Origin of the sequence: Aliiroseovarius marinus, assembly GCF_050881025.1 — a bacterium.
Classification (GTDB): Bacteria; Pseudomonadota; Alphaproteobacteria; order Rhodobacterales; family Rhodobacteraceae; genus Aliiroseovarius; species Aliiroseovarius marinus_A.
Genome location: NZ_JBNNXQ010000002.1, coordinates 370,758 through 394,757, shown reverse-complemented (window position 1 = coordinate 394,757; position 24,000 = coordinate 370,758). Strand labels below are relative to the sequence as shown.

General features: G+C 58.9%; 24 protein-coding genes and 1 tRNA gene. 12 read left to right on the top strand and 13 right to left on the bottom strand.

Features of this window, described 5'->3' with window-relative positions:
- Positions 1-86: 86 nt before the first annotated feature.
- Positions 87-2,162, bottom strand: a complete 2,076-nt coding sequence (locus ACRY08_RS07400; protein WP_432449270.1) for a bifunctional sulfate adenylyltransferase/adenylylsulfate kinase — start codon at positions 2,160-2,162, stop codon at positions 87-89.
- 143 nt (positions 2,163-2,305) lie between these two features.
- Entirely contained in the window at positions 2,306-3,247 is a 942-nt protein-coding gene (gene trxB / locus ACRY08_RS07395; protein ID WP_432449269.1) for a thioredoxin-disulfide reductase, read from the bottom strand.
- 248 nt (positions 3,248-3,495) lie between these two features.
- Here trxB and ACRY08_RS07390 point away from each other — a divergent pair, with 248 nt between their 5' ends.
- Entirely contained in the window at positions 3,496-3,996 is a 501-nt protein-coding gene (locus ACRY08_RS07390) for an Lrp/AsnC family transcriptional regulator (RefSeq protein ID WP_432449268.1), read from the top strand.
- Positions 3,997-4,470: 474 nt separating this feature from the next.
- Here the strand turns inward: ACRY08_RS07390 and pgeF are convergent, their stop codons facing one another.
- Genes pgeF through lgt form a run of 3 tightly spaced genes read right to left on the bottom strand, consistent with a single transcriptional unit; the run spans position 4,471 to position 7,204 of the window.
- A complete protein-coding gene (pgeF, locus tag ACRY08_RS07385; protein ID WP_432449267.1) occupies positions 4,471-5,229 on the bottom strand; it encodes a peptidoglycan editing factor PgeF in 759 nt (252 codons plus the stop codon).
- On the bottom strand, positions 5,226-6,314 hold the full coding sequence (locus ACRY08_RS07380) for a class I SAM-dependent methyltransferase (RefSeq protein WP_432449266.1): 1,089 nt from the start codon (positions 6,312-6,314) through the stop codon (positions 5,226-5,228). The genes pgeF and ACRY08_RS07380 overlap by 4 nt, the downstream gene beginning before the upstream one ends.
- Positions 6,311-7,204, bottom strand: a complete 894-nt coding sequence (gene lgt / locus ACRY08_RS07375) for a prolipoprotein diacylglyceryl transferase (RefSeq protein WP_432449265.1) — start codon at positions 7,202-7,204, stop codon at positions 6,311-6,313. The genes ACRY08_RS07380 and lgt overlap by 4 nt, the downstream gene beginning before the upstream one ends.
- A 91-nt stretch (positions 7,205-7,295) precedes the next feature.
- On the opposite strand from lgt, the gene ACRY08_RS07370 reads away from it, so the two are divergent.
- Positions 7,296-7,538 carry an accessory factor UbiK family protein gene (locus ACRY08_RS07370; RefSeq protein WP_432449264.1) on the top strand — a complete coding sequence of 81 codons (243 nt, stop codon included), beginning with the start codon at positions 7,296-7,298 and terminating at the stop codon, positions 7,536-7,538.
- A gap of 61 nt (positions 7,539-7,599) precedes the next feature.
- On the opposite strand, the gene ACRY08_RS07365 is transcribed toward ACRY08_RS07370, so the two are convergent.
- Together ACRY08_RS07365 and ACRY08_RS07360 are read right to left on the bottom strand one after the other, a co-directional pair.
- A complete protein-coding gene (locus tag ACRY08_RS07365; RefSeq protein ID WP_432449263.1) occupies positions 7,600-8,388 on the bottom strand; it encodes an SseB family protein in 789 nt (262 codons plus the stop codon).
- Positions 8,389-8,405: 17 nt separating this feature from the next.
- Positions 8,406-8,987 (bottom strand): uracil-DNA glycosylase family protein, encoded by a 582-nt coding sequence (locus ACRY08_RS07360; protein ID WP_432449261.1) that lies wholly within the window; start codon positions 8,985-8,987, stop codon positions 8,406-8,408.
- A 96-nt stretch (positions 8,988-9,083) separates the two neighbouring features.
- On the opposite strand from ACRY08_RS07360, the gene ACRY08_RS07355 reads away from it, so the two are divergent.
- The 7 genes from ACRY08_RS07355 to ACRY08_RS07325 all read left to right on the top strand — a co-directional run bounded on the left by ACRY08_RS07355 (position 9,084) and on the right by ACRY08_RS07325 (position 16,268).
- Positions 9,084-9,425: an ArsR/SmtB family transcription factor gene (locus tag ACRY08_RS07355; RefSeq protein ID WP_432449260.1), complete on the top strand. Its 342-nt coding sequence runs from the start codon at positions 9,084-9,086 to the stop codon at positions 9,423-9,425.
- The gene (locus tag ACRY08_RS07350; RefSeq protein ID WP_432449259.1) at positions 9,418-10,464 is read left to right on the top strand and encodes a permease; all 1,047 of its coding nucleotides are present in this window, start codon (positions 9,418-9,420) and stop codon (positions 10,462-10,464) included. Before ACRY08_RS07355 ends, ACRY08_RS07350 begins: the two co-directional genes overlap by 8 nt.
- A gap of 165 nt (positions 10,465-10,629) precedes the next feature.
- A complete protein-coding gene (locus ACRY08_RS07345; RefSeq protein WP_432449257.1) occupies positions 10,630-11,931 on the top strand; it encodes a Na+/H+ antiporter NhaA in 1,302 nt (433 codons plus the stop codon).
- A 211-nt stretch (positions 11,932-12,142) separates the two neighbouring features.
- Entirely contained in the window at positions 12,143-12,802 is a 660-nt protein-coding gene (locus ACRY08_RS07340; RefSeq protein ID WP_432449256.1) for an ABC transporter ATP-binding protein, read from the top strand.
- Positions 12,780-14,498 (top strand): capsule biosynthesis protein, encoded by a 1,719-nt coding sequence (locus tag ACRY08_RS07335; RefSeq protein WP_432449254.1) that lies wholly within the window; start codon positions 12,780-12,782, stop codon positions 14,496-14,498. Before ACRY08_RS07340 ends, ACRY08_RS07335 begins: the two co-directional genes overlap by 23 nt.
- A 39-nt stretch (positions 14,499-14,537) precedes the next feature.
- Positions 14,538-15,986 (top strand): phosphomannomutase/phosphoglucomutase, encoded by a 1,449-nt coding sequence (locus ACRY08_RS07330; protein ID WP_432449252.1) that lies wholly within the window; start codon positions 14,538-14,540, stop codon positions 15,984-15,986.
- A 207-nt stretch (positions 15,987-16,193) separates the two neighbouring features.
- A tRNA-Gln gene (locus ACRY08_RS07325) sits at positions 16,194-16,268 on the top strand.
- Between the two features lie 172 nt (positions 16,269-16,440).
- Here ACRY08_RS07325 and ACRY08_RS07320 read toward each other — a convergent pair.
- The 5 genes from ACRY08_RS07320 to ACRY08_RS07300 form a co-directional block, all read right to left on the bottom strand.
- Positions 16,441-16,965: a hypothetical protein gene (locus tag ACRY08_RS07320; protein ID WP_432449251.1), complete on the bottom strand. Its 525-nt coding sequence runs from the start codon at positions 16,963-16,965 to the stop codon at positions 16,441-16,443.
- Positions 16,966-16,971: 6 nt separating this feature from the next.
- Positions 16,972-18,072: a recombinase family protein gene (locus tag ACRY08_RS07315; RefSeq protein ID WP_432449250.1), complete on the bottom strand. Its 1,101-nt coding sequence runs from the start codon at positions 18,070-18,072 to the stop codon at positions 16,972-16,974.
- Positions 18,069-18,482: a DUF2924 domain-containing protein gene (locus ACRY08_RS07310; RefSeq protein ID WP_432449249.1), complete on the bottom strand. Its 414-nt coding sequence runs from the start codon at positions 18,480-18,482 to the stop codon at positions 18,069-18,071. Before ACRY08_RS07310 ends, ACRY08_RS07315 begins: the two co-directional genes overlap by 4 nt.
- 255 nt (positions 18,483-18,737) lie before the next feature.
- Positions 18,738-18,989 carry a DUF6552 family protein gene (locus ACRY08_RS07305; protein ID WP_432449248.1) on the bottom strand — a complete coding sequence of 84 codons (252 nt, stop codon included), beginning with the start codon at positions 18,987-18,989 and terminating at the stop codon, positions 18,738-18,740.
- Positions 18,979-19,683, bottom strand: coding sequence for an SDR family oxidoreductase (locus ACRY08_RS07300; RefSeq protein ID WP_432449247.1), 705 nt, complete (start codon positions 19,681-19,683; stop codon positions 18,979-18,981). Before ACRY08_RS07300 ends, ACRY08_RS07305 begins: the two co-directional genes overlap by 11 nt.
- 98 nt (positions 19,684-19,781) lie before the next feature.
- Here ACRY08_RS07300 and ACRY08_RS07295 point away from each other — a divergent pair, with 98 nt between their 5' ends.
- Positions 19,782-20,660: a LysR substrate-binding domain-containing protein gene (locus ACRY08_RS07295; protein ID WP_432449246.1), complete on the top strand. Its 879-nt coding sequence runs from the start codon at positions 19,782-19,784 to the stop codon at positions 20,658-20,660.
- A 267-nt stretch (positions 20,661-20,927) separates the two neighbouring features.
- Here ACRY08_RS07295 and ACRY08_RS07290 read toward each other — a convergent pair whose 3' ends face one another.
- Positions 20,928-21,581, bottom strand: coding sequence for a GntR family transcriptional regulator (locus ACRY08_RS07290; protein ID WP_432449245.1), 654 nt, complete (start codon positions 21,579-21,581; stop codon positions 20,928-20,930).
- A gap of 205 nt (positions 21,582-21,786) precedes the next feature.
- Here ACRY08_RS07290 and ACRY08_RS07285 point away from each other — a divergent pair, with 205 nt between their 5' ends.
- Positions 21,787-22,872: a Gfo/Idh/MocA family protein gene (locus ACRY08_RS07285; protein WP_432449244.1), complete on the top strand. Its 1,086-nt coding sequence runs from the start codon at positions 21,787-21,789 to the stop codon at positions 22,870-22,872.
- 94 nt (positions 22,873-22,966) lie between these two features.
- On the top strand, positions 22,967-23,977 hold the full coding sequence (gene dctP, locus ACRY08_RS07280; RefSeq protein ID WP_432449243.1) for a TRAP transporter substrate-binding protein DctP: 1,011 nt from the start codon (positions 22,967-22,969) through the stop codon (positions 23,975-23,977).
- Positions 23,978-24,000 lie beyond the last annotated feature (23 nt).

Here is a 24,000-nt window from a genome sequence, read left to right as displayed (position 1 = left end):
GTCAGAATTTTGCCTTCAAAGTGAACCCCAAATGAAAAAGCCCGGAGGTCTGCCTCCGGGCTTTTGCTTGTTCTTCTGGTCGGGCGTTACGCTTTGACCAGCCCCATGCTTTCCAGTTTCAAGAGAACCTGGTGGGCGCAGTTGTCGACGTCCACGTTTTCGGTCTCGACCGACAGTTCCGGGTTCACGGGCACGTCATAGGGGTCCGAGATGCCGGTGAACTCTTTGATCTTGCCTTCGCGCGCCAGCTTATAAAGGCCCTTGCGGTCACGGCGTTCGCATTCCTCGATCGAGGTGGCGACATGCACTTCCACGAAAGCACCGAAGGCTTCGATGTCTTCACGAACCGCGCGGCGGGTGGTGGCATAAGGCGCGATGGGCGCACAGATGGCAATGCCGCCGTTCTTGGTGATCTCGGAGGCCACATAGCCGATGCGGCGGATGTTCAGGTCACGGTGCTCTTTCGAGAAGCCAAGCTCGCTGGACAGGTTTTTACGCACGATGTCGCCATCCAGAAGCGTCACGGGGCGACCGCCCTGTTCCATCAGCTTCACCATCAGCGCGTTGGCGATGGTCGACTTGCCCGAACCCGAGAAGCCGGTGAAGAACACGGTGAAGCCTTGCTTGGCGCGCGGCGGTTTGGTGCGGCGCAACTCCTTGACCACTTCGGGGAACGAGAACCACTCGGGAATCTCAAGACCCTCGGCCAGACGGCGGCGCAGCTCGGTGCCCGAGATGTTCAGGATGGTGACGTCGTCGCGATCCTTGATCTCGTCATTGGGTTCGTATTGCGCACGTTCCTGCACATAGACCATGTGCTTGAAGTCGACCATTTCACAGCCGATTTCCGACTGGTGCGCACGGTAGAGTTCCTGTGCGTCATAGGGGCCGTAGAAGTCTTCACCAGCCGAGTTCTTGCCGGGGCCAGCATGGTCGCGGCCCACGATGAAGTGGGTGCAGCCGTGGTTGGCGCGGATCAGACCGTGCCAGACGGCTTCACGCGGGCCAGCCATGCGCATGGCAAGGTTCAGAAGCGACATAGTGGTGGTCGATGCCGGGTATTTGTCCAGAACGGCCTCGTAGCAGCGCACGCGGGTGAAGTGGTCCACGTCGCCCGGCTTGGTCATGCCGACAACCGGATGGATTAAGAGGTTGGCCTGTGCTTCTTTCGCGGCGCGGAAGGTCAGTTCCTGGTGCGCGCGGTGCAGCGGGTTGCGGGTCTGGAAGGCGACAATCTTGCGCCAGCCCAGCTTGCGGAAATAGGAGCGCAGCTCGTTGGGCGTGTCGCGACGGGCGCGGAAATCATAGTGCACGGGCTGCTGGATGCCGACCACAGGGCCGCCCAGATAGATTTTGCCAGCCTGATTGTGCAGATAGTTCACGGCCGGGTGGGCGTCGTCATCGGCGCCGAAAACCTTCTCGGCTTCGCGCGATTTGTTCGGCTCCCAGCGGTCGGTCACGGTCATGGTGGCAAGGATCACGCCTTCCTGATCGCGCAGGGCGATGTCCTGGCCCAGCTCGATTGAGCTCGCGAAGTCTTCCGACACGTCCAGCGTGATCGGCATCGGCCACAGGGTGCCGTCGGCCAGGCGCATGTTTTCGACAACGCCGTCATAATCTTCTTCGGTCAGGAAACCTTTCAGCGGGTTGAAGCCGCCGTTCATCAAAAGCTCAAGGTCGCAGATCTGGCGCGGGCTCAGATCGTGGCTGGTCAGGTCTGCCGCTTCGACTTTCAGCTTTAATGCGCTTTCATGGCTGACATAAAGCTCTGGGATGGGCGCGAGGTTGTTTTCCATAAGATTGGTCCTGTGTTTAAGCGGAACCATGCCGCTGGTGGTGCCGGTTAGTTCCGCGTGCAATGCATCATATTCAGCAAGCTTGCGGGCGAGAAAAATATCAGTGAGCCGCCGTTTTTCCGCGCCGCCTTTTGCGGTCAACGAATAGGCAAACCGCTGGCGTTTGTCTGGCCCGTCACGGTCGGTGATTGACACCAGTCCCGCATCCGTGGCCATGCGCAAAAGCGCATTCAGCCGCCCCAATGATATCCCAATGGCCGAGGCTGTCGCGCGCTGTGACGCCTCTGGCGCCGCATCGAGCTGGCGCAGAAGGCGAAAGAGCTGCTCTTCCTCGTCTGGATTGGGTTTTGTCACGGGTGACGACATGTTTACGACTCAAAGTGTGTTCACGCGTGAACGCATTGCACGGATCGCGCGCCAAGAAAAGGAATTTCTATGGTTAAAAACAGAAAACCCGCCGCGTTGCGGCGATGCAACGGGGCGGGTTCAGAGCTGGCCGGTGGTGGCTGTTACTCCTGTTCAGCCAGGAAGTGTTCGGCCTCCAGAGCAGCCATGCAGCCCATGCCTGCTGAGGTGACCGCCTGGCGGTATTTGTGGTCTGTCAGGTCGCCCGCGGCAAAAACGCCGGGGACCGAGGTGGCGGTCGAATCCGGTTTGGTCACAACATAGCCGCCCATATGGGTGTCCAGCGTGTCCTTCACCAATTCGTTTGCGGGCGCGTGGCCGATGGCGATGAAGACGCCTTTGGCCGGGATCTCGGTGATCTCGCCGGTCTCGACATGTTTGGCGCGCACGCCGGTCACGCCCAGCGGGTTTTCGTCGCCCACAACCTCTTCCAAAGTGTGATCCCACAGGGGTACGATCTTCTCGTTTTTCATCAACCGGTCGATCAGGATCTTTTCCGCGCGCAGCGTGTCGCGACGATGGATCAGCGTCACTTTCGATGCAAACTTGGTCAGGAACAGAGCCTCCTCGACCGCGGTGTTGCCGCCGCCCACAACAACAATCTCTTCGCCGCGATAGAAGAACCCGTCGCAGGTCGCACAGGCCGAAACGCCAAAGCCCTTGAACTTCTCTTCGCTCTCGAGCCCCAGCCATTTGGCGCGGGCGCCGGTGGCCAGAATGACCGCATCCGCCGTATAGGTCGTGCCGCTGTCACCCTTTGCCACAAAGGGGCGCTTCGAGATGTCCAGATCGATGATAATGTCGCCGATGACCTCGGTGCCCATGGCGCGGGCGTGTTCTTCCATCTTCATCATCAGCTCAGGGCCTTGAATGTCGACAAAGCTGGGGTAGTTTTCGACCTCGGTGGTTGTGGTCAGCTGCCCGCCCGGTTCCATCCCTTGCACAAGAATCGGTTCCAACAGCGCGCGCGACGCGTAAACGCCTGCGGTATAGCCAGCCGGGCCGGAGCCGATGATCAGGACTTTGGTATGGCGGGTATCGGTCATGGGAAATTCCTTGAACGTTTGGGATGCATATCGTCGTTGCGTCGCATATAAGCCCGCGTGGCCTGCATTGAAAGCCCGTATGCAAACGGGCTTGTATGAAGCGGCAACCCGGTTTGGCACCCTTTCAGAGAAATGATGTTGCGCGACTGCGAAAGAATGTTGCGCAATCCTCCGCCCACAGATACTCTCTGCGCAATTTCCATGTATCCGCGCTTTGTCGCGGCGGCACCCCTCTTGGAAGGCGAAACATGTCCGCAAGCAAACTTGATCCCATCGACCGCAAGATTCTGGCCGAATTGCAGGCGGATGGGCGCATGACCAATGTTGAACTGGCCAAGCGGGTTGGGATTTCTGCGCCACCTTGCCTGCGTCGGGTGCGCACATTGGAAGAAAGCGGGCTGATCCGCGGCTATCATGCGGATGTGGATGCGCGCGCGCTGGGCTTTGAGGTTCAGGTGTTTGCCATGGTCGGGCTGGTCAGCCAGGCCGAAGCCGATCTATCCGCCTTCGAGGAACAATGCCGCAGCTGGTCGCTTGTGCGCGAATGCCACATGCTGAATGGCGAGGTGGATTTTGTGCTGAAATGTGTGGCGCCCGATCTGTCCACTTTCCAGACTTTCCTGACCGAAGAGCTAACCTCGGCCGAGAATGTGGCCTCGGTGAAAACTTCGCTGGTCATTCGGGGGGCCAAGGATGATCCAGGCGTGCCGTTTGACGTGCTGGAAGCGCGCATGGAAGAGACGCCCTGAGGCCGCCCATGCTTTGAACATTGAAAAGCCGCCCACGGATAAATCCGGGGCGGCTTTTTCCTTGGTCCGGGCAGGCAGGTGCCAGAAAGGGGGGAGGAAATGGAACCTCGCCCGAACCGAAAATGGTAACCTGTTACGCGGCCTTTTTGGCCGCGCGTTTTTTGCGGTTGGTGCGCGTGAAGGGCAGGGCTGAGGTGTCTGCGTCGGCCTCGACAATCCAATTCATCCAGCGGCGTTTCATCTTGTTTATCCTTGTCTGCTCGGCCCGTTCGGGGCGGCTTGTTCTTTCGTTAAGGATGAAACTAGAGGCCGATTGGGGCAGCTCTTGGGCAGGTATGTGAAATTTTAGGAAAATCGACGGATTGTCGCGCGGTGGTGGACAATGCGGGTCGTCGCCCTTTGTTTTCAGGCGCATGCCGAATAGGTCGACGCGTATCAGGGCAGAATTGGGGCAGGAACAGGCCCCGCGATGGCCTAAAGCCGAATGGCCGAGATCAAACGGCCGTAATCCGGTTCTTCGCGGTGGCAGCTGCGACGATAGGAATAGAATCTCTCGGGGTCCGAATAGGTGCAGTGTCCCACCCAATGCGCCCGATCGACGCCTGCCGCATTCAGGCAGTGCAGGCCGAATGCGGGCAGGTCGAATTGCACGCGATCCCCTTTGCCGGGGGTGAAAAACCGATCATGACCGGGATCTTGTGCGATGAAGGTGTCCTGAAACTCCGGGCCAACCTCATAGGCGTCGCGGCTGATGGTTGGGCCGATCACCGCGGTGATGCCTTCTGGCGTGGCGCCCAGTTTGACCATGGCGGCCACGGTTGCGTCGATCACCCCGGTGATGGCGCCTTTCCAGCCTGCATGGGCTGCGCCGATCACACCTGCGCTAGGATCGGCAAACAGGATCGGCTGGCAGTCTGCCGTCAGGATCGTCAGGGCCAGCCCCGGCGTCGCCGTCACCACGGCGTCGGCATGGGGTTTGTCGCCTTCGATGGGGCTGTCCAGCACCACCACATCGGGCGAGTGCACTTGATAAACACCGCAAAGCTGATCTTTCCCGACCCCCATCGCCTGCGCCACGCGGTCGCGGTTGATCTGCACCAGTTCGGCCTGATCTTTGCTTCCCGTGCCGCAATTCAGCCCGGCATAAACGCCGGACGAGGCCCCGCCCTTTCGGGTGAAGAACCCGTGTGTGAGCGGCGACAGGGCGTCGGACGTGATGATGTCTAGCGTCATGCGGGGTTGGCCCCTTGGTGGTTTCGGGTCAGGCCGGGCAGGTCGGGCGCATCCGCGCGAGTCAGCCCCAGCACTTTGAAGAGCGTCCCCATTTCATCGGGGTGCGTCAAGCGGCGGTGCGCGGCGATGTGACTGTCCAGCGTTGCACCCGACAGTTTGGTCGCAAGCGCCTGTGCCCGCCCGGTGATGCCCAGACGTTCCAAGAACACGCCCTGCGGGGTCAGAAGATGCGGGGTAAGGGGGGCGGCTGCGCAGGCCAGCGCCTCGAAATCCACATGCGCGGTCAGGTCAGCCTCGCCGGGGGTGTCCAGCGCGCGCGCGGGTGCGTGATCTTTCAGCGCTTGCAGCGTGTCGCCCAGCGAGTGCCAGTCGCCATAGTCGATGATCAATGCGACCCCGCCATGGGTCTGAATGCGCGCGGCAATCTCGCCCATGACAGGGGCGGCAGCGGGGCAAAGTTCGACCAGATCCCCGTCGCGCGTGTCTGCGAGCCGGTGCGACAGGGCAGGGACGGGGGCCGGGGTGCCAAGGCCAAAGGCAAGCGCGCCGTCCTTCAACCCAACCTGCCGTTCGCGCCACATTTCGCCTTCGCGGATGAACTGACGGATGGGCAGTGCGTCGAAAAACTCGTTGGCCACCAGATAGAGCGGCCCGTCCGGCAGGGTGTTCGCGGTGTCATGATGGGTGAGTGTGTGCGGGGCAAGCGCGCGGGTCTGGGCCGCGCGTAGGACCGGCGAGGCTTCGACCATATGAAGGTCTGCCGCCGCGTGAAACCCGGGCACCGCGCGTGTGGCGCGCAATATGTCCGCCATCAGCGTGCCGCGGCCGGGGCCAAGCTCGGCCAAAGTGAACGGGCTGGGGGCGCCCTGATCCAGCCAGGCTTGCGCAATACAAAGCCCCAGCATCTCGCCAAACATCTGACTGATCTCGGGTGCTGTGGTGAAATCGCCCTTGGCGCCCAAAGGGTCGCGCGTGGCGTAGTAGCCATGATCTGGATGCATCAGGCAGTCGGTCATATAGTCTGCCACAGACAGCGGGCCTGTGGTCGCAATGCGGGTTTTTATCAGGTCGATGAGGGTGGTCATGTTGGTCTTCGGCTTGCCCAGATGAGGGTCACAATGCCGATGGCAATCATCGGCAGGGTCAGCGTCTGGCCCATGGTCAGCCCCAGCTCTCCGGCGCGGATCACATGGCCCCATGGGTTGTCTTGGGTAATGAATTGGGCGTCGGCTTGGCGGAAGAACTCTACGGTGAAACGCGCCAGCCCATAGCCCAGAAAGAACAGGCCCGTCAGATGACCCGGTCGTTTCAGCCAGCCGCGCCGGAACGCAAGATACAAAAGCACGCTGGCCAGAAGAAGCCCTTCCAGCGCCGCTTCGTAAAGCTGGCTGGGGTGGCGGGCGCAGGCGCCAAGGGCGGCGTCCCAACCGGGGCAGAACTGCGCGGCATCGCCGGGGAATATTACGCCCCAAGGCGCCTCGGTCGGGCGGCCCCACAATTCGGCATTGATGAAGTTCGTCACCCGCACCAGCCCAATCCCGATGGGTGCGGCGATGGCCAGCAGATCCGCGACTTGACTGGTGGGCAAGCCGTGGCGGCGGGTATAGAGCCAGACAGACGCGATCACCCCCAGAAAGCCGCCGTGAAAGGACATTCCGCCCTGCCAGACTTTTGGAATATCAAGCGGATAAGCCAGATAGTGCTCTGGCTGATAGAACAGGACGAAGCCCAATCGCCCGCCTGCGATGATGCCCACGATGATCCATGTGGCAAGGTCATCCAACTGCGTCCGCGTCATCGGCGGATCACCTGCCCAGAGCGCGGGCCGTGCCAGCGCGCGGGCAATCAGCCACCAGCCAATGGCGATGCCGACAAGATAGCCCAGCGCATACCAGCGCAGGGCAAAGGTGAAGCTGCCAATTTCAACCGAGAAGATCTCGGGCGAGAGGGCGGGGAAGGGGATTGCCATCAACATGCGTCTTCCTGACCCTCAAAGCCGGGGCAAGTCAACCTTGTCTCTTGCGCGATGAACGCCCATATAGAGGCCAACAAGCAAGGAGCCGCCAATGCAGACCCGCAACAAGATACTCGATGATATGTCGCAGCTGATGACCAATGCGATGGGCGTGGCACAGGGCGCCAAGGACGAAGCCGAGACCGCGATGAAAAGCTGGATGGATCGCTGGCTGGCGGATCGCGATTTCGTCACGCGTGAGGAATTTGACGCCGTGCGCGCAATGGCGCAGAAGGCGCGGGAAGAAAACGAGGCTTTGAAGGCCCGTCTGGACGCCTTGGAAGCGAAGAAATAGGCACGGCGCAGTTGGTGCTGTGAAAGGCGCGGGCAGGGATGTCTTGCGCCTTTTTATCTGGTCACTTCAGGATGGGCGGTTTTTCGGGGTCCGTCCCGGGCGTCACCGGGGCCAGTCGTTCGGGGGTGGCAGGCGCGGGCAGGTCAAAGCGAAGACCAAGCGCTGCAAGCTTTCCGGCGATCTGATCGCCTGAGGCAAAGAACCCCACATCCATTTCGCCCGCATCCAGACCCGAGAATGTCAGCGCTTCGTTCGCGGCCCCCGCCAGCGCAGGTTCGGCACCCTGAACCGGGTCAATGAACCCCAGAAGATGCCCCTTGCGCCCGTCGGCATAGGTGACAGCAGCCAGGCAGGCGTGGGTGGCCAACCCGCCGGCGCTGGCGAGTTTGGCATCCAGTGCGGCCAAAAGGGCTTCGGGCACGGCGGGCGGGTGGATTTCGGCCACGCGCGCCTCGACCTCTTGCGGGCCGGATTTCAGCGTGTCCGACAGCCATTCCATGGCTTCGGCGGGGATCAGGATCGACGAGGGCGCGACGCCTAGATTGACCCCCAGACCGATGTCTTCGCCCGCCAACGTGGCGGCAATCACGCGGCCCGGCAGGGCGGCATAGGGGGCAGGCTTGCCGACAAACTCGGCCAGCCGTTCTTCGCGGTCGAAAACCAGCACATAGCTGGCGTCATCCAGTTCGAAGATTTCGGGTTCGATGTCGTCGCCCTCGGCCTCTTTGGCGAGCAGCAGGAACAGTTCTCCATCCGCAAGCCGTTCATAGAAACGAAGCCGCGCTGCGTCGTCTTCAAGGTTGGCCTGCATAAGGGCGTGGGCATCGTCCAGCTTGGTCGTCTCGGTCATCTTGGTCCCCGTTTGGGTCAGGTGGTCAGCACGTCGCGTATGCGCGCGCGCAGTTCGGGCAGCAGATCGGCCTCGAACCACGGATTTTTCTTCAGCCAACCCGTATTGCGCCAGGACGGATGAGGCAAGGGAAAGAGGCGCGGCGCATGGGCGCGCCAATCTCTGACCGTTTGCGTTACACCCTTGCCCCGACCCAGATGGCGGGCCTGCGCATAGCTGCCAACGATCAGGGTCAGCTCGGGGCTCAGCGCATCATCCACTCGGTCGGCCCATGTCTGAGCGCAAAGCTTTGGTGGCGGCAGGTCGGCTTTCTTCGCGTCATAACCGGGAAAGCAAAACCCCATGGGCGTGATTGCGATCAGATCGCGGTTATAAAACGTGTCGTGATCCACTCCCATCCAGTCGCGCAGCCGGTCGCCAGACGGGTCATCGAAGGGCCGCCCGGACTGGTGCACACGCATGCCCGGTGCCTGTCCGATGATGCGCAGCCGGGCGCGGGCGTGAAACCAGACCACCGGGCGCGGGGTATGCGCCGTTTGGGTGGCGGCAAAGCGATCCGCACACAGCCGGCAGGCCGAGATATCATCTTGAAGGGTCATGGCGGCAGGGTAAGCGCGTGCGGGGCAGGGTTCAATATTTCGATTATTGTCGAAATATAGCTTGCGTTGAGCTGACATTTCGATATTTCTAGAAATATGAAACACGAATCTCCCTCTCCGCAAGACCTTGACGTCTTTGCCTCGCAATTTGCGGCCCTTGGGTCGGAACACCGCCTCAGCGTTCTGCGTACCCTTGTGCGCGCGGGCCCCGAAGGCCTGACCATCGGGGCGCTGGGCGAACGATGCGGGGTCAGTGGGTCTACCTTGACCCACCACATGAAAATCCTCGCTGCCGCCGGTCTGGTGACGCAGGAAAAACAGGGCCGCTCGATCATCTGCGCGGCGGCCGAATATGACGTGATGCGCGCGTTGTCGGATTACCTCTTGTCCGAATGCTGCGCCGATTGCCCGGATGGAAAGGGTCACAACCATGGCTGACACAGTGCAAACGCAACCGCCTGCGAAACGGTGGAAGATCGACAAGGCCTGGGCGGTGATCGTGCTGATCCCGATTGTGCTGGCCCTGTTTGACCCGGCTGAAGTCTGGCCGATGATCACATTTGCCCTGACCGCGCTGGGCCACACTGCGCCCTTCATCCTTTTTGCCATTCTGGCCGTGGCGCTTTTGAAAGCGACCGGGGCCGAGAACCTGCTGGCGCGGGCTTTTGAAGGGCGCGAGACGCGCATGATCGTGATCGCAGCCCTTGTGGGCGGGCTGTCGCCCTTTTGTTCGTGCGAGGTCATCCCCTTCATCGCCGCCATGCTGGCCGTGGGTGCACCTTTATCGGCGGTCATGGCGTTCTGGCTGTCATCGCCCCTGATGGACCCTGCGATGTTTGCCATCACCGCAGGCACGCTGGGCACGGGGTTTGCCACGGCGAAACTGGTCGCGGCTGTCTCTATCGGCCTGTTGGGCGGCTTCACCGTGCGCGCTTTTGCCAAGACTGCGTTGTTTGTGGACCCGTTGAAAAACGCGCCCGTGCAATCCTGCGGCAGCTCCAGCTGCTGTTCGGGATCCGGGGCGGATGTCTACTCTGGGCAGGTGAACTGGCGGTTCTGGACGGAAGCTCACCGGCGCGATGCGTTTCGCGAGGCCGCGCTTGAGAACCTGTTCTTCCTCGGGAAATGGCTGCTTCTGGCCTATATGATCGAAGCACTGATGCTGCGTTACATTCCTGCCGATATGGTGGCGCAGGTGCTGGGCGGCGCGGGTCTGTGGCCGATCATCCTTGGTGCCATCGTGGGCGCACCGGCCTATCTGAACGGATACGCCGCCGTGCCAATGGTCGATGCGCTTTTGGCGCAGGGCATGTCGAACGGTGCGGCCATGTCCTTTGTCATCGCAGGTGGCGTCAGCTGTATCCCGGCCGCCGTGGCAGTCTGGGCGCTGGTCAAACCGCGGGTATTTGCTGCCTATCTGGGCATCGCCGTGGTTGGCGCCGTTGTGGCCGGTGTGGGCTGGAGCCTGATCGCCTGATCCGACAAAGATTGATCGCAATGGGGGCAGGGTCCGACCTGTCCCCATTGTCGTTTTCGGGCAATTGCACTATTTCGACACGGAACGCGTGAACCGTGGCATCCTGTCCCAAACGGGCCGGGACGCGACTGTTTGCAAAAAACGTGACAACGACGGGGCTTACGCATGTATCGCGTGTGGAATTTCATCACCACCTACTCGATTCTTCTGATCAGCGGCGCCGTGCTGGCGCTGATCTGGGCAAATATCGATCCACATTCCTACCACCACTTTGTGGAATACCCGCTGTTCTTCAACAGCTGGATCGGTCTGGATGTCGGCTATTGGGAAAAGGCCTATGGCGAGGCCGTGCATCACTTTGAATACGGTGATGTCGAGAAAGTCGTGACCTTCCATTACCTGATCAATGACATGCTGATGGCGCTGTTCTTTGCCATCGCAGGTAAAGAGGTTTGGGAGGCCGTGATCCTGAAGAACGGCTCTCTGCGCGGCAAGAAAGCGGCCACCCCGCTGGTGGCCACCGCAGGCGGTATGCTGGGACCGATCGCCGTATACCTTGGCATTGCCTATTTCCTCGGCTCTTCGACCTTTGATGCCGTGTCGCGCGGTTGGGCGATCCCGACGGCCACCGACATTGCCTTCAGCTATCTTGTGGGCCGTCTGGTCTTTGGCGCAGGCCACCCTGCTGTGCGCTTCCTGCTTTTGCTGGCCATCGCGGATGATGCGGCTGGCCTGATCATTCTGGCGATTTTCTACCCGTCGGGTGAACTGGCGCCGGAATGGTTGCTTCTGTCGGTCGCCGCATCGGTTTTGGCTTATGTTCTTTTCAACTGGCTGCCCCGCCGCAGGGACCGGGGCGACCAACTGCGCAGACATTCAACCTTTGTACGCAAGAAACTGGGCTGGATGCCCTATGCCATTGCCGGCTGCCTGAGCTGGTTCGGCTTTGCGCAGGCGGGCATTCACCCAGCGCTGGGCCTGCTTCCGGTGATCCCGGCGATCCCGCATGCGGATCGCGCCTTCGGCATCTTCTCGGAAGCTGAAAAATACCTGACCGACACGCTGAACCAGATGGAGCACTCCTTGGCCATTCCGGTTGATATTGTGTTGTTCTTCTTCGGACTTCTGAATGCCGGTGTGGAATTTGGCGCCATCTCGGAAGCCACATGGCTGGTCTTGGCCGGTCTGATCATCGGCAAGCCTGTGGGCATCCTGTTCATGGGCTGGCTGGCGGCTGGTCCGATGCGGCTGGGCCTGCCGGCTGGGATGCGGACCGTTGACCTGATCGTGGTCGGTTTTGTGGCGGCCATTGGCTTTACCGTGTCGCTCTTCGTGGCCTCGGTCGCCTTTGCGCCGGGCCCGGTTCAGGATGCTGCAAAAATGGGTGCGCTCTTTAGCTTCGGCGCAGTATTCCTGAGCTTCATTGCCGGAAAACTGTTCAAGGTCGAGAAACAAAACAGCGCTTAATACGTGCGAATCCGCGCATTGTTTTCGGCTGCGCATCAATAAAGACGGGGGAAATGCGGCCAATCCGCCCCATTTCCCCCTGATTTTCCAGCAAATTGTTGTATATTTCAGGTGTCATCCGACATAATGACGCCCAAATAAGCCTCTATAGTCAAAGTTAACAAAGCTCGTTTAAGAGCGTAGAGGCAAATAAGAGTAGCCGGGGCCTGAGATGCTCGAGTTCAACAATGTCAGCAAGTCCTTCTGGACGGGCAAACAGCGCAAGGTCATTCTTGATCAGGCGTCGTTTCGTGTGGAGCTGGGCAATTCGCTTGGTGTGCTGGCCCCCAACGGCACCGGCAAGACCACGCTGGTGAACATGATGGCCGGGCTTGAGAAGCCGGATGAAGGTGAGATTAAGCGCAATTGCCGTGTCTCGTTCCCGCTGGGCTTCATGGGCGGCGTGTTGCCCAAATTGTCGGCCAAGGAAAACGCGCGCTACGTGGCGCAGCTTTACGGTCTGGACCCGGATTATATCGAGGCGTTCACGCGCTGGCTTTGCGGGCTGGAAGAATACTATGATTTCCCGGTTGGCACCTATTCGGCGGGCATGCGGTCACGGTTCACCTTTTCGCTGCTCCTGGCGCTGGATTTTGATATCTACCTGATCGACGAAGGCATGCCGCAGACCACGGATGCAGAGTTCAACCGAAAAGCGGGCAATGTGCTGCAGGAACGTTTGAAAGATGCGACTGTGATCGTGGTCTCGCACCAGGCTCAGACGCTTGAGAAATTCTGCCGATCGGCGGCTGTTCTGATGGATGGGCAGTTCTACAAATTCGACACTTTGGAAGAAGCGAAACGTCTCTATGACTACCAAACCCAAGGCTAAGAAATTCAGAATTCGCCGCTCTGCCGGTGCGGGGGCTGGTGCCGCAGCGCAGCCGCAGGGCGCAGCAGCAGCCGATGCAACCGAAGCGTCTGTTCAGCGCCTTGTTCAGGGGCAGGGGGCGTCAACACGTCCGCCTCGCAAACGTGCGATGAACCCGATGGAGGCCGCCGCCGCCGCCCCGCAGGAAGATGGGTTTCCGCAGGAAGGGTTTGCCACGGCAGGCGCCTCTGCGCGGTCTGGTGCGGTTGACAGCGCCGCTGAAGTGTCGGCCGAGCAAGAGATTGATGCGATCCGCCGCGAAGGTCTGACGGGCCGTCAACTGCGCATGGCGCGGCGCGTTGCACAGAAGCATGGCATTGCGGCCGTGTCTGATTTCGACGCTGTTCGCCAGTTGCGCAAAGCGGGGATAGATCCGTTCAAACGCACCAATATGCTGGAGCTGGTGACGGCGGAAGGTGCCGAAACCGAAGGGCAGGCGGCGCCTGTGCAGCTGCCTCAAACCGTCGAACAACCGAAACTGCCGTCCAATCAGGTGATGGATGCGGCCGAACGCGCGCGTTCGGTGATCGAGATTCAGCAGGATATCGCCCGCCGCCGGCGTCACAAGATGGTGATGCTGATGATGCGGCTCGCGTTTTTCGTCGGGCTGCCAACGCTGCTTGCGGGCTATTATTACTATAATGTGGCCACGCCGATGTATGCCACAAAGGCTGAGTTTGTGATCCAGAAGGCCGATAGCAGCGGGGTCGGAGGGGCCGGCGGATTGCTGGCCGGGTCCGGGTTTGCAACCTCGCAGGACAGCATCACCGTGCAAAGCTATCTGACCTCGCGCGATGCGATGCTGCGGCTGGATACGGATCATGGCTACAAGGCGCATTTTGCCGATCCATCGATCGACGTGGTGCAGCGGCTTGAAGAGGGGGCGACCAACGAACAGGCCTATAAGCTTTACAAAAAGAACGTGAAGATCGGGTTTGACCCGACCGAAGGCATTGTGAAAATGGAAGTGGTCGCCGCCACGCCTGCCGCCAGCGCGGTCTTCTCTGAAGCGTTGATTTCATATGCGGAAGAACGGGTGGACAATCTGACCCAGCGTCTGCGTGAAGACCAGATGAAGGGCTCTCGCGACAGCTATGAAGAGGCCGAGCAAGAGATGCTTGATGCGCAGGCCAAAGTGTTGAGCCTGCAAGAGGAAATGGGCGTGTTCGATGCGACGTCAGATGCGTCTTCGCTCATGTCACAGATCAACACATTCGAAGTGCAGTTGCAGGAAAAACGCCTGACATTGCAGCAGCTTCTGGACAACAGCCGACCCAATAAAGCGCGCGTGGATGGCGCGCGGGGCGACATTTCCCGACTGGAAACCCTGATTGCAGAACTGCGCGCAAAACTGACAGAAGCGGGCGGCGAAAACGGGTCGCTCGCCTCGATCAGCGGTCAGTTGCGGATTGCACAGACCAACCTGGAAACGCGCACGATCCTGATGCAGCAGGCCTTGCAGCAGTTGGAAAGTGCACGCATCGAGGCCAACAAGCAAACCCGCTATCTGGAGCTGGGTGTGCGCCCTGTGGCCCCGGATGAACCGACCTATCCGCGGGCATTTGAAAACACGATCCTGGCGTTCCTGATCTTTGCAGGGATCTATCTGATGGCCTCGCTGACAGCCTCGATCCTGCGCGAACAAGTGTCGTCGTGACGGGCATATGCGGGTGATAGTTCAAGGGGCCTCCTGACTATGGCAGGTCATGTCGACCCGAAGGGGTTTCGTGAATACGATGCCCGCTGGCGGTTCCCCGACGAGGTGGATCTGCCCGGGCTGGCCGAGGTCGGTCAAGCGATCGGCACGCAAATGCAGACGCGTGGTGTGTGCCCGCAGATCATCGTGGGTCATGACAGTCGCAGCTATTCCCAAAGCGTGAAAGAGGCGCTGTGCAAAGGGTTGGTGGCAGCCGGCATCACTGTGCATGATATCGGTCTTTGCCTGACCCCCATGGCCTATTTTGCGCGCGATCATCTGGGCATTGATTCTGTGGCGATGATCACGGCCAGTCACAATCCCAACGGCTGGACCGGGGTGAAACTGGGGTTCTACCCCCCCGGCACGCATGGCCCCGGCGACATGCAGGAGCTGCGTGAAATCTGGCAATCACGCAAATGGTCGAAGCGACCGGAAGGCACGCTGTGTCACGTTCAGGGGGTGAAGCAGGCATATTTGAATGATCTGACGGCAGGCGGAGCGCTGAAGCGCAGGCTTCGTGTGGTGTGCGCTACGGGCAATGGTACAGCAGGCGCGTTTGCGCCCGAGATGTTGCGCCGCCTGGGAGTTGACGTGATCGAGCGGCATACGGCGCTCGACACGTCATTTCCGCATTACAATCCCAATCCTGAAGCGTTGGAAATGCTTGAAGATATGGCGCAAGCTGTGCGCGAGACAGGTGCGGATATGGCCATCGGTTTGGACGGTGACGGGGACCGGTGTGGGGTGGTGGACCATCTGGGGCAGGAAGTGTTTGCAGACAAGATCGGACTTTTGTTGGCGCGCGACATCGCCCGCAAAACGCCGGATGCGCGTTTCGTGGTGGACATCAAGTCTACCGGTCTTTTTGCTACCGATCCTGTGCTGAGCGCCCATGGGGCATCGGTGGAATATTGGAAAACCGGCCATAGCCATATGAAAAAGCGCGTGCACGAGCTGCGTGCGGATGCCGGATTTGAAAAATCAGGGCATTACTTTTTCGGCAAGGATCAAGGTCGTGGCTATGATTGCGGTTTGCGCGCCGCTTTGGCCATTTGCCAGATGATGGCAGCGCATCCAGCCCGCTCCTTGGCTGATATGGTTGCGAACCTGCCTGCCAGCTGGACGTCCCCAACCATGTCCGCAGACTGTGCAGACGACATTAAGTATGAACGGGTTGCCACACTGTCCAGCATCGCCGCGCAGCTTTTGGCAGACAGGGGTGACATCGGCGGGCGCAAGATCACTGGCCTGTCGACGATCAATGGCGTGCGCCTTCAATTCGCGGATGGCGCATGGGCGCTGGCCCGCGCGTCGTCCAACACACCGACGCTTGTTGTGGTTTGCGAAAGCATGACCAGCCGCGACGATCTGCACCAACTATTTCAGTCATTTGATGCATTCATTCGGCAGGTTCCCGGCATCGGAGCCTATGACCAGCAGCTATAAACGTCATCCCCGGTGATGTGAGCGCCGCGCAGGTTGCAAGGATGCAAGTGCTGCGATCCGTATGGAAATAGGGGCGAGCAGGACCGCCGCGCAAGCTGGTATGGCGATCTGTTGGACAATGAAACGGTCGATGCATAGAATTCTTTGAAAGAGGTCAAATTTTGGGTTGCACCGGGTTTGAGCTTTGGCTAGTTAAGCGCGCACTGCTGGGGTGTAGCCAAGTGGTAAGGCAACTGTTTTTGGTACAGTGTACCGTAGGTTCGAATCCTACCACCCCAGCCACACACTTTCCTGTTCTTGGACGCTGAAAGTTTCCCGCGCAATTGTCGCGTGTTTTCGGGCGCTTGGCAGACGGGGATTTCAGCAGAGACTCGATCCTGAGCACGAACCGGGCTGATTTCAGGCCGCAGTCTCTGTTTGCGATTCCGGCGGTACGAGTTTGGGATGTGGAGCTTCAGAGAGTGGAGAACTGTTCGCGCTGTTCTGACCAGACCGCCGAGAAGCGGGCCTTGATTAGGTAGTCCGTGGTGAGGCCATCGGGCTGTTCACCAGCGGCGATGTCGTCAAGAACATCGGGCGAGAGCAACGCCAGGTTGACCACGTCCTGTACACGGCGTTTCGAGACACCTTCGACATCGGCAATCTCTGAAAAGGTCTTGCCCGAGATGACCATTGCCAACCAGTTGCGTCCCTTCATGATGTTCTGCACCAGCGTTCTGTCGATCACTGCCGGTGGTTCTCCGAGATGCAGTTTCAATTCCACGCCACGCCGACGCATCTGGAATGGAGCTTCGATTTTCAGTTCAGCCAGATTGATCTGCTCCGGACTGCCGCCAAGGCGGTCAGCAAGCATTGCCTTGTCCAGCCGCACCGTCAGGGAACCCGGTTGCAGATCAACCCGTTCGATCAAGGCCAGTCGTTCTGTCACATCGCCCTGGTCCTGAAGCCTTTTCGATGCGCCTGTGACTTCAGCTGCCATCAAACCTTAGGTCATTGCGATCGCGGCACCGGGTCTGGTCAAATGCCGCCCTACCAGTTCAGCCAGCAAGCCCTCCACCTGATCTGCAGGCAGCCGCCAGGCATCCGGATGCTTCCGGCTGCGATCTTTGACCAGCCTGCGGGATATGTAGTAGCGAAGTCGTTTGCCGTTCTTTCGGCTGTGGCTGGGCGTCAGGCGATCGCCGGTTTCATCAAAGAGCTTGCCCGCCAGAGGGGATCTGGTTGCCTTTTGTCTGGAGCCACGAGCAACCGCTGCCCCACTCTGCAGCATGTCCTGGACCTTGTCCCAATTCGGCGGATCAATGATGGCAGGGTGCTGCCCATCATAGGTCTGCTTTTTGTGCCGGATCCTCCCAGCATAGATAGGATTGCTCAGGATATGCTGGATGTGGCCGCGGTCGAAGTGTTTTCCACCGGATACCCGACCGCCCGCTCGTTCCCGGCACCGGGACCTGAGGTCGAGATTCTCCGCTTGTTCTTTCACATCCCGCAAGGTGCGATGTTCCAGATAGAGGTCATAGAGCGTCTTGATCGTTTCAGCTTCAGCCTCATCTATCTTCAGTGTTCGCCCATCTGGCTGAAAGCCCAATGGCACACGCCCTCCCATCCACATGCCCTTCCGTTTGGAAGCAGCGATCTTGTCCCGGATGCGCTCTGCCGTGACCTCACGCTCGAACTGGGCAAAGCTGAGCAGCATGTTGAGGGTCAGGCGCCCCATACTTGTGGCTGTGTTGAAGGACTGCGTGACCGATACAAAGGAGGTTTCCGCCGCATCCAGTCGGTCAACCAGTTTGGCGAAGTCGGCCAGAGAACGGGTCAACCTGTCGATCTTATAGACCACAATCTGATCGACACGTTTCTCGTCCACAGCCTGCATCAGCCGCTGTAGGGCAGGGCGCTCCAGATGACCGCCCGATATGCCGCCATCATCATAGTGATCCGGCAGCAGCTCCCAGCCTTCATGCTTCTGGCTCGCGATGTAGGCCTCACAGGCCTCCCGTTGTGCATCCAGAGAGTTGAAGTCTTGCTCCAAATCTTCTTCAGAGCTCTTGCGGGTATAGATGGCGCAGCGAACCCGTCGCATCATTGAACCCCGAAGAAGCGTGGGCCAGACCAGTGCGCGCCGGTGATATGATTGGCGATGGCCGACAGGGAGCGCCACGATTTGCCATCTAACACGTAGCCGCCGTTAACCACTTCAACCTGATAGGTGCGGCCATTCCATTCCCGAACCAAATGTGATCCTGGTTTTGCCTGTGCCGCGGGCGTCTTGTTCGATGCGATGTGTTGCAGGCGGCGCTTGGTCTTTGTCGGCAGGCGACCCAGCTCTCGGTTTTGCAACTCCCAGATCAGCACCCGCTTCATGAATTGCGGCGAGAGATGTTTGGGGGGAGGCCTGCCAAACACCTCTCGCCAGAGGTCAAGACACCCAGGTCGGTTCATTTCGTCGATTGCAGCGATTGTCTGTTCAGGTTCGCGCTTGGCTTCCTTGGTCATCGTAGTTCTCCACTCGCGTGGGCGCGGGTCAATCCAACGCCTCATACTGCGTGGCGCCCCGCTAGGCAGGGGCGTGAATGCTATAACCAGTACCGCTTCCGGGCGCGTGGAGGTCCAGTGAAAATCGTAAGGGTCGGAAACGGATTTTTAAGATCCGTCTCATACAGCCGTCAATCAAACATACTGCAGCGAAGGACTGCTCAGAGCCCAGAGCTACACATGCTGCGCTACGCACCTATGGCCGCTCTAGCGTAATCAACTGCTCGCCATACCGGCAATCATTGCACCAAGCGCGACTAGGTGGACAAGCATCAGCGCCTTGTCATTCCATAATGCGCCCACTGCGAACCATCCCACCACACCGACGAGAAAAAGGTAGAGGTTCCAGGGGGTCCAGCCGAAGCCTGTCGCAGTGTATCCCATGATGTGAATAGCGGAAGCACCCCATTTGACCGCAAAGACAAGGCGCTCACGCGATGGTCCGAGGGCAATGGTGTCAGACGGCACGGGTCAGGCCCCCATCTATGCGCAGGTTTTGGCCAGTCATATAGCCACCATCGTCGGAGGCGAGCCACGAAATCAGGGAAGACACCTCAGATGCCGATCCGTAGCGCCCCATCGGAATACGCGCTTTGCGGTCTTCGGCCTCGGGTAGGCTGTCTATGAAGCCCGGAAGGACGTTGTTCATACGGATTTTCTCGGGCGCATATTTGTCCGAGTAGAGCTTTGCGAATGCGGCAAGCCCGGCCCGGAAGACGCCAGACGTAGGAAAGAGCGGGTCGGGTTCAAATGCCGCAAAGGTCGAGATGTTGATGATCGCCCCGCTGCCCTGCGCTTGCATCACAGGCGTGACCAGCCTTGTTGGACGGATCACGTTCATCAAGTAGACTTCCATCCCTTGATGCCAGTCGTCGTCGCTGATCTCAAGAACCGGTCCCTTTGGCCCATGACCGGCAGAGTTGACCAAGACATCAACACGGCCCCAACGATCCGTTGCACCGTCAACCAAAGCGTTGAGTGCATCTGCGTCAAGATTAGAGCCAGTCACACCAAAACCGCCGAGTTCACCGCCGAGGGCCTCACCCTTGCCAGATGACGACAAGATACCGACCTTGAACCCGTCCTTCGCCAACTTGCGGGCTGCGTCCGCACCCATGCCGCTACCGCCTGCTGTAATCAGCGCTACTTTTTCTACTGTCATCTCTATCGCCCTTTCATGTCTCAGCTTCATATTATGCAAATCTTGAGGAAGTTCGATTGAGAATTGATGTCGCTTGGCAGTAGATATACTATTGATAAATGACTGAGCTTCCCCCTCTCAATGGATTGCGTGCTTTTGATGCCGCAGGTCGCCGTCTAAGTTTCCGCGCCGCCGCTGATGAATTGGGTGTCACACAAGGCGCCGTTGCACAGCAGGTGCGCCAGCTCGAAGCGCATCTCGGTGTGACCTTGTTTGAACGTGTGCCGAAGGGTCTTGCGTTCACGTCCGTGGGGCGCAGCTACCACAATAGGATCGCTGAGGTGTTCGCTGACCTGCGATCCTCAACTGCTGAGCTGAAGCCAGAGCCGAATAAAGTCGTCATCAGCGTCACCCCGACCTTTGCTGCGAAATGGCTCATCCCCAATCTACCGGACTTCACGGCAGCACATCCGGGAATTGATTTGCGGATCATGGCTACGGAAAAAGTCTCCAGCTTCCATAGTGACGGGATAGACCTTGCAGTGCGCCAAGGATCGCCACCATTTGGTGCATCACTGGAAGCGACGTTGCTGTTCAAGCAGACGCTGATTGCTGTTGCAACACCATCGCTTGCGGATGACGAGCCTTATCCGCTTGAACCAAGAACACTGTCCAAACTGCCGAAAATCCATGACACCCACGACCTTTGGCCGAGCTATCTTGCATATTTGGGCGTGCAAGACCAATCACCTCGTGGCCTGCGCCTAAGTCAGACATCGCTTGCAGTAGATGCAGCCATCGCCGGGCAAGGTGTTGCCTTGGTAAGCCGTTTTCTGGTGGCTCATGATCTCGAAGCCGGTCGTTTGACTGAGGTTGGTAAGGCTTGGTTGGCTGGCGAAAATGACTTCTACGTCCTCACTCCGCACAACGCAAAAACCAATAAGGCCGTGATGAAAGTCGTGACATGGATTAAAGAGCAATCCGCCTCTGAGCTCTGACTGCCTTGAACTCACAGCAGTCCTTCAGTTCATCAAGGCGGATGGCAGCAAGGTCCTGCGTTGCCGCCATTTGCAACCGTCTAGCCCAGTGTCTGCTTAGCGGACCAAGCCGAAATTACGGTTCGTAATTTCAACCACTGCTTTCAGCGCTTCGCCGCCGCAGCGAGAAACGGCAAGGGCGGTTTCCGGTCATTCGCTGCACGAACTCAGCCCTGAACCGTTCCATAGTTCGCGGATGTTAAAAAAGTGATACGGAAACTATCGCGCTTACATAGCTGCCAAGGTATGCTCCAAGCCGTTGCGAATATGCTCTTCTAGCAACTGTTTGGCTCTGCGCGCGTCCCTTGCCAGCGCTGCATCGAACATGGCCTTGTGTTCGAACACGGCCTCTTCGCCACGATATGTCAGAACCAGCATCTGATAGCGAAGATATTTGTCGTAAAGTGTCGTGTGGAGCGATAGTAAATTCTTGGAGTTGCAAGCCTCGATCATGGCCAGGTGGAATTCCCAGTCATAGCGTTTCCACATCTCTTTCTCGGAATGATCGCCTGCAAGCATGCGTTGTTCCATCAGGTGCAGCTTGTGATGGGCTGCTACCAGATTGCCTTCCCAGTCTGTGTCTCCGTTCTTGATCGACTGCTCCAGCGCGTGACATTCCAAAAGCACGCGCAGTTCGGTGATTTCGATCAGGTCTTCGCGGGATACCGGGGTGACAAAAAAGCCGCGTTGTTCAGGCGCTTCGACGAACCCTTCGCTGGCGAGACGATTAAGGGTTTCGCGAAGCGTCGATGAGCTTGCCGAGTAGCGCTGCTTTAGCGCCTCGAGCTTCAGTTTCGCCCCTGGAGTCAATTCACCGAAAATGATGTCGTGTTTGATACTCTGATAGGTGCTCGATCCGACAGTGGCGAATTGCTTGTTCATTTTTTTATCCGGTTTTTTCTGCTTTTCCATAATCAATACCATTTTGAGGATATGGTCACAATAACTCAATAAATCCGTTAAAACAAAAAATATCAGATATTATTGCAAATCGCGCCGACGACCCCTAGTGTGGTGTGACGCCGGCGACTCTGTTCGTCCAACGTAATTCAAGGCGCGGCTGCGCCACTTGTGGGGGACTGTCCCAGTGGAGACTGTTCAAATTGCAATTGCGGGTGTGGGCCTTGTCGGGCGACGTCACGCGGATGCCATCAATCAACTGAAACATGTGACACTGTGCGGGGTGGTCGATCCCAGCGACGAAGGGCGCGCCTTTGCACAGGACCGGGGGGTTCCCTGTTTTGACACGCTGGAAGAGCTGTTTGCCGCGCAAAGGCCGGATGGGCTGGTTCTGGCAACGCCCACATTGCTTCACGTCGAGCAGGGACTTGAAGCTGTACGCCAGGCGTGCCCGGTTCTGGTCGAAAAGCCTTTGGCCACCTCTGCCAGTGAGGCGCGGACGCTTGTTGATCAGGCCGAAGCCAATGGCGTTCCCATTCTTGTCGGCCATCACCGGCGCCACAATCCGCTGATCCGCAAAGCGCACGAGGTTGTTTCGACAGGCGGGATCGGTGACGTACGCGCTGTGCATGTCAATTGCTGGTTCTACAAGCCTGACCACTATTTCGACGAGGCGCCGTGGCGCAAGAAAGCCGGGGCGGGGCCGATCTCGGTTAATCTGGCCCATGATGTGGATCTGATCCGCCATCTGTGCGGCGAGGTTCAAAGCGTGCAGGCGCAGTCCGCGCCGTCAATGCGCGGGTTCGAGAACGAGGATGTAGCCGCTGCGGTCTTGCGGTTCGAAAACGGAGCCATAGGCACCATAACGGTATCCGACAGTATCGTCGCGCCTTGGAGCTGGGAGCTGACCTCGAACGAATACCCGATTTACCCGCCGACGCCCGAAAGCTGTTATATGATTGGCGGCGCACATGGGTCGCTATCTGTCCCCGATTTGCGTCTGTGGAGCCACCAAGACGGAAAGCGCGACTGGTGGACGCCGATTTCGGCAACGACGCTGATCCGCGAGGCGTCGGATCCGCTGGTCAACCAGATGCATCACTTCGCCGATGTCATCGCTGGACGGGCTGAACCTTTGGTGTCCGGGCGTGAGGGATTGCGCACCTTGAAAGTGCTGGAAGCCATTCAGTTGGCCTGCAAAGCCGGGAAAATCGTTGATATCCAGCCGGGTCAAGATATTGAAATTAATCGGGAATATTCGGCTACAGGATAAAATATCAGATATTTTGCAAAAAATATTGCAAAATATCCAAAATCAGGCAAACTTACCATCGAGCTGATCAATGCGATATTCAGGGAGGAAAATCATGATCACCAAACTTACACGCCGCGCGGCGATTTCTGCCATCGTGGCAGCAGGCGTTGTTGCGGGCACCTCGGGTGCCAGCTTCGCAGCTGACAAAATCCAACTTCGTCTGGCAACTTCGGGGTCTGAAACGGACCAGCGTTCGGTCGCCATGGCCGAAGTCTTCGCGCCGATGGTTGCAGATTTTGCGGACTATCAGCCAAGCTATAATGGCACCATCTTCGCACAGGGCACCGAACTTGACGCGATTTCGCGCGGAAACCTTGAGATGTCGATCGCCTCGGCTCAGGAACTGGCACAGTTCTTCCCCGAGTTCTCGATCTTCGCGACTGGGTATGTCCATCAGGACGCGGCCCACCAGGTTGCTGTCTTCAACGATCCTCTGATGGATCCGTTTAAAGCCAAAGTGGAAGACGAGCTGGGCATCAAACTGTTGTCCGTCATGTATCTGGGCCGTCGTCAGGTGAACTTGCGTCAATCGAAAGATGAGCTGACCGTCATGAAGCCGGAAGATCTGGCGGGCGTAAACCTGCGGATGCCGGGCACGGATGCATGGCAATTCCTGGGGGCTGCCCTTGGTGCCGCGCCCACGCCAATGGCGTTCTCGGAAGTTTACACCGGCCTGTCGACCGGCGCTGTAGACGGTCAAGACAACCCGCTGCCGACCGTTGTGGACAAGAAATTCTACGAGGTGACCAAGCAGATCGTTCTGACCTCGCACCTTGTTGACCTGAACTACATCGCGATGTCGAAAGCTGTCTGGGACGGCATGTCGGCTGACCAGCAGGCCACCGTTCAGAAAGCCGCTGATGCTGCCGCCGAAAGCGGCCGCCAAAAGCAGCTGGAGCTGGAAGGCAGCCTTGTTGCCTTCTTGGAAGAGAAGGGCATGTCGGTTTACGAACCTGATCTGGAAGCCTTCCGCACCCACGTGCAGGCACAGTATGTTGGGTCCGAGTTCGCGGCCAGCTGGCCTGAAGGCGTGCTTGAGAAAATCAACGCGCTGGGCAACTAAGCCAAACTGACAAGAGGGAGAAC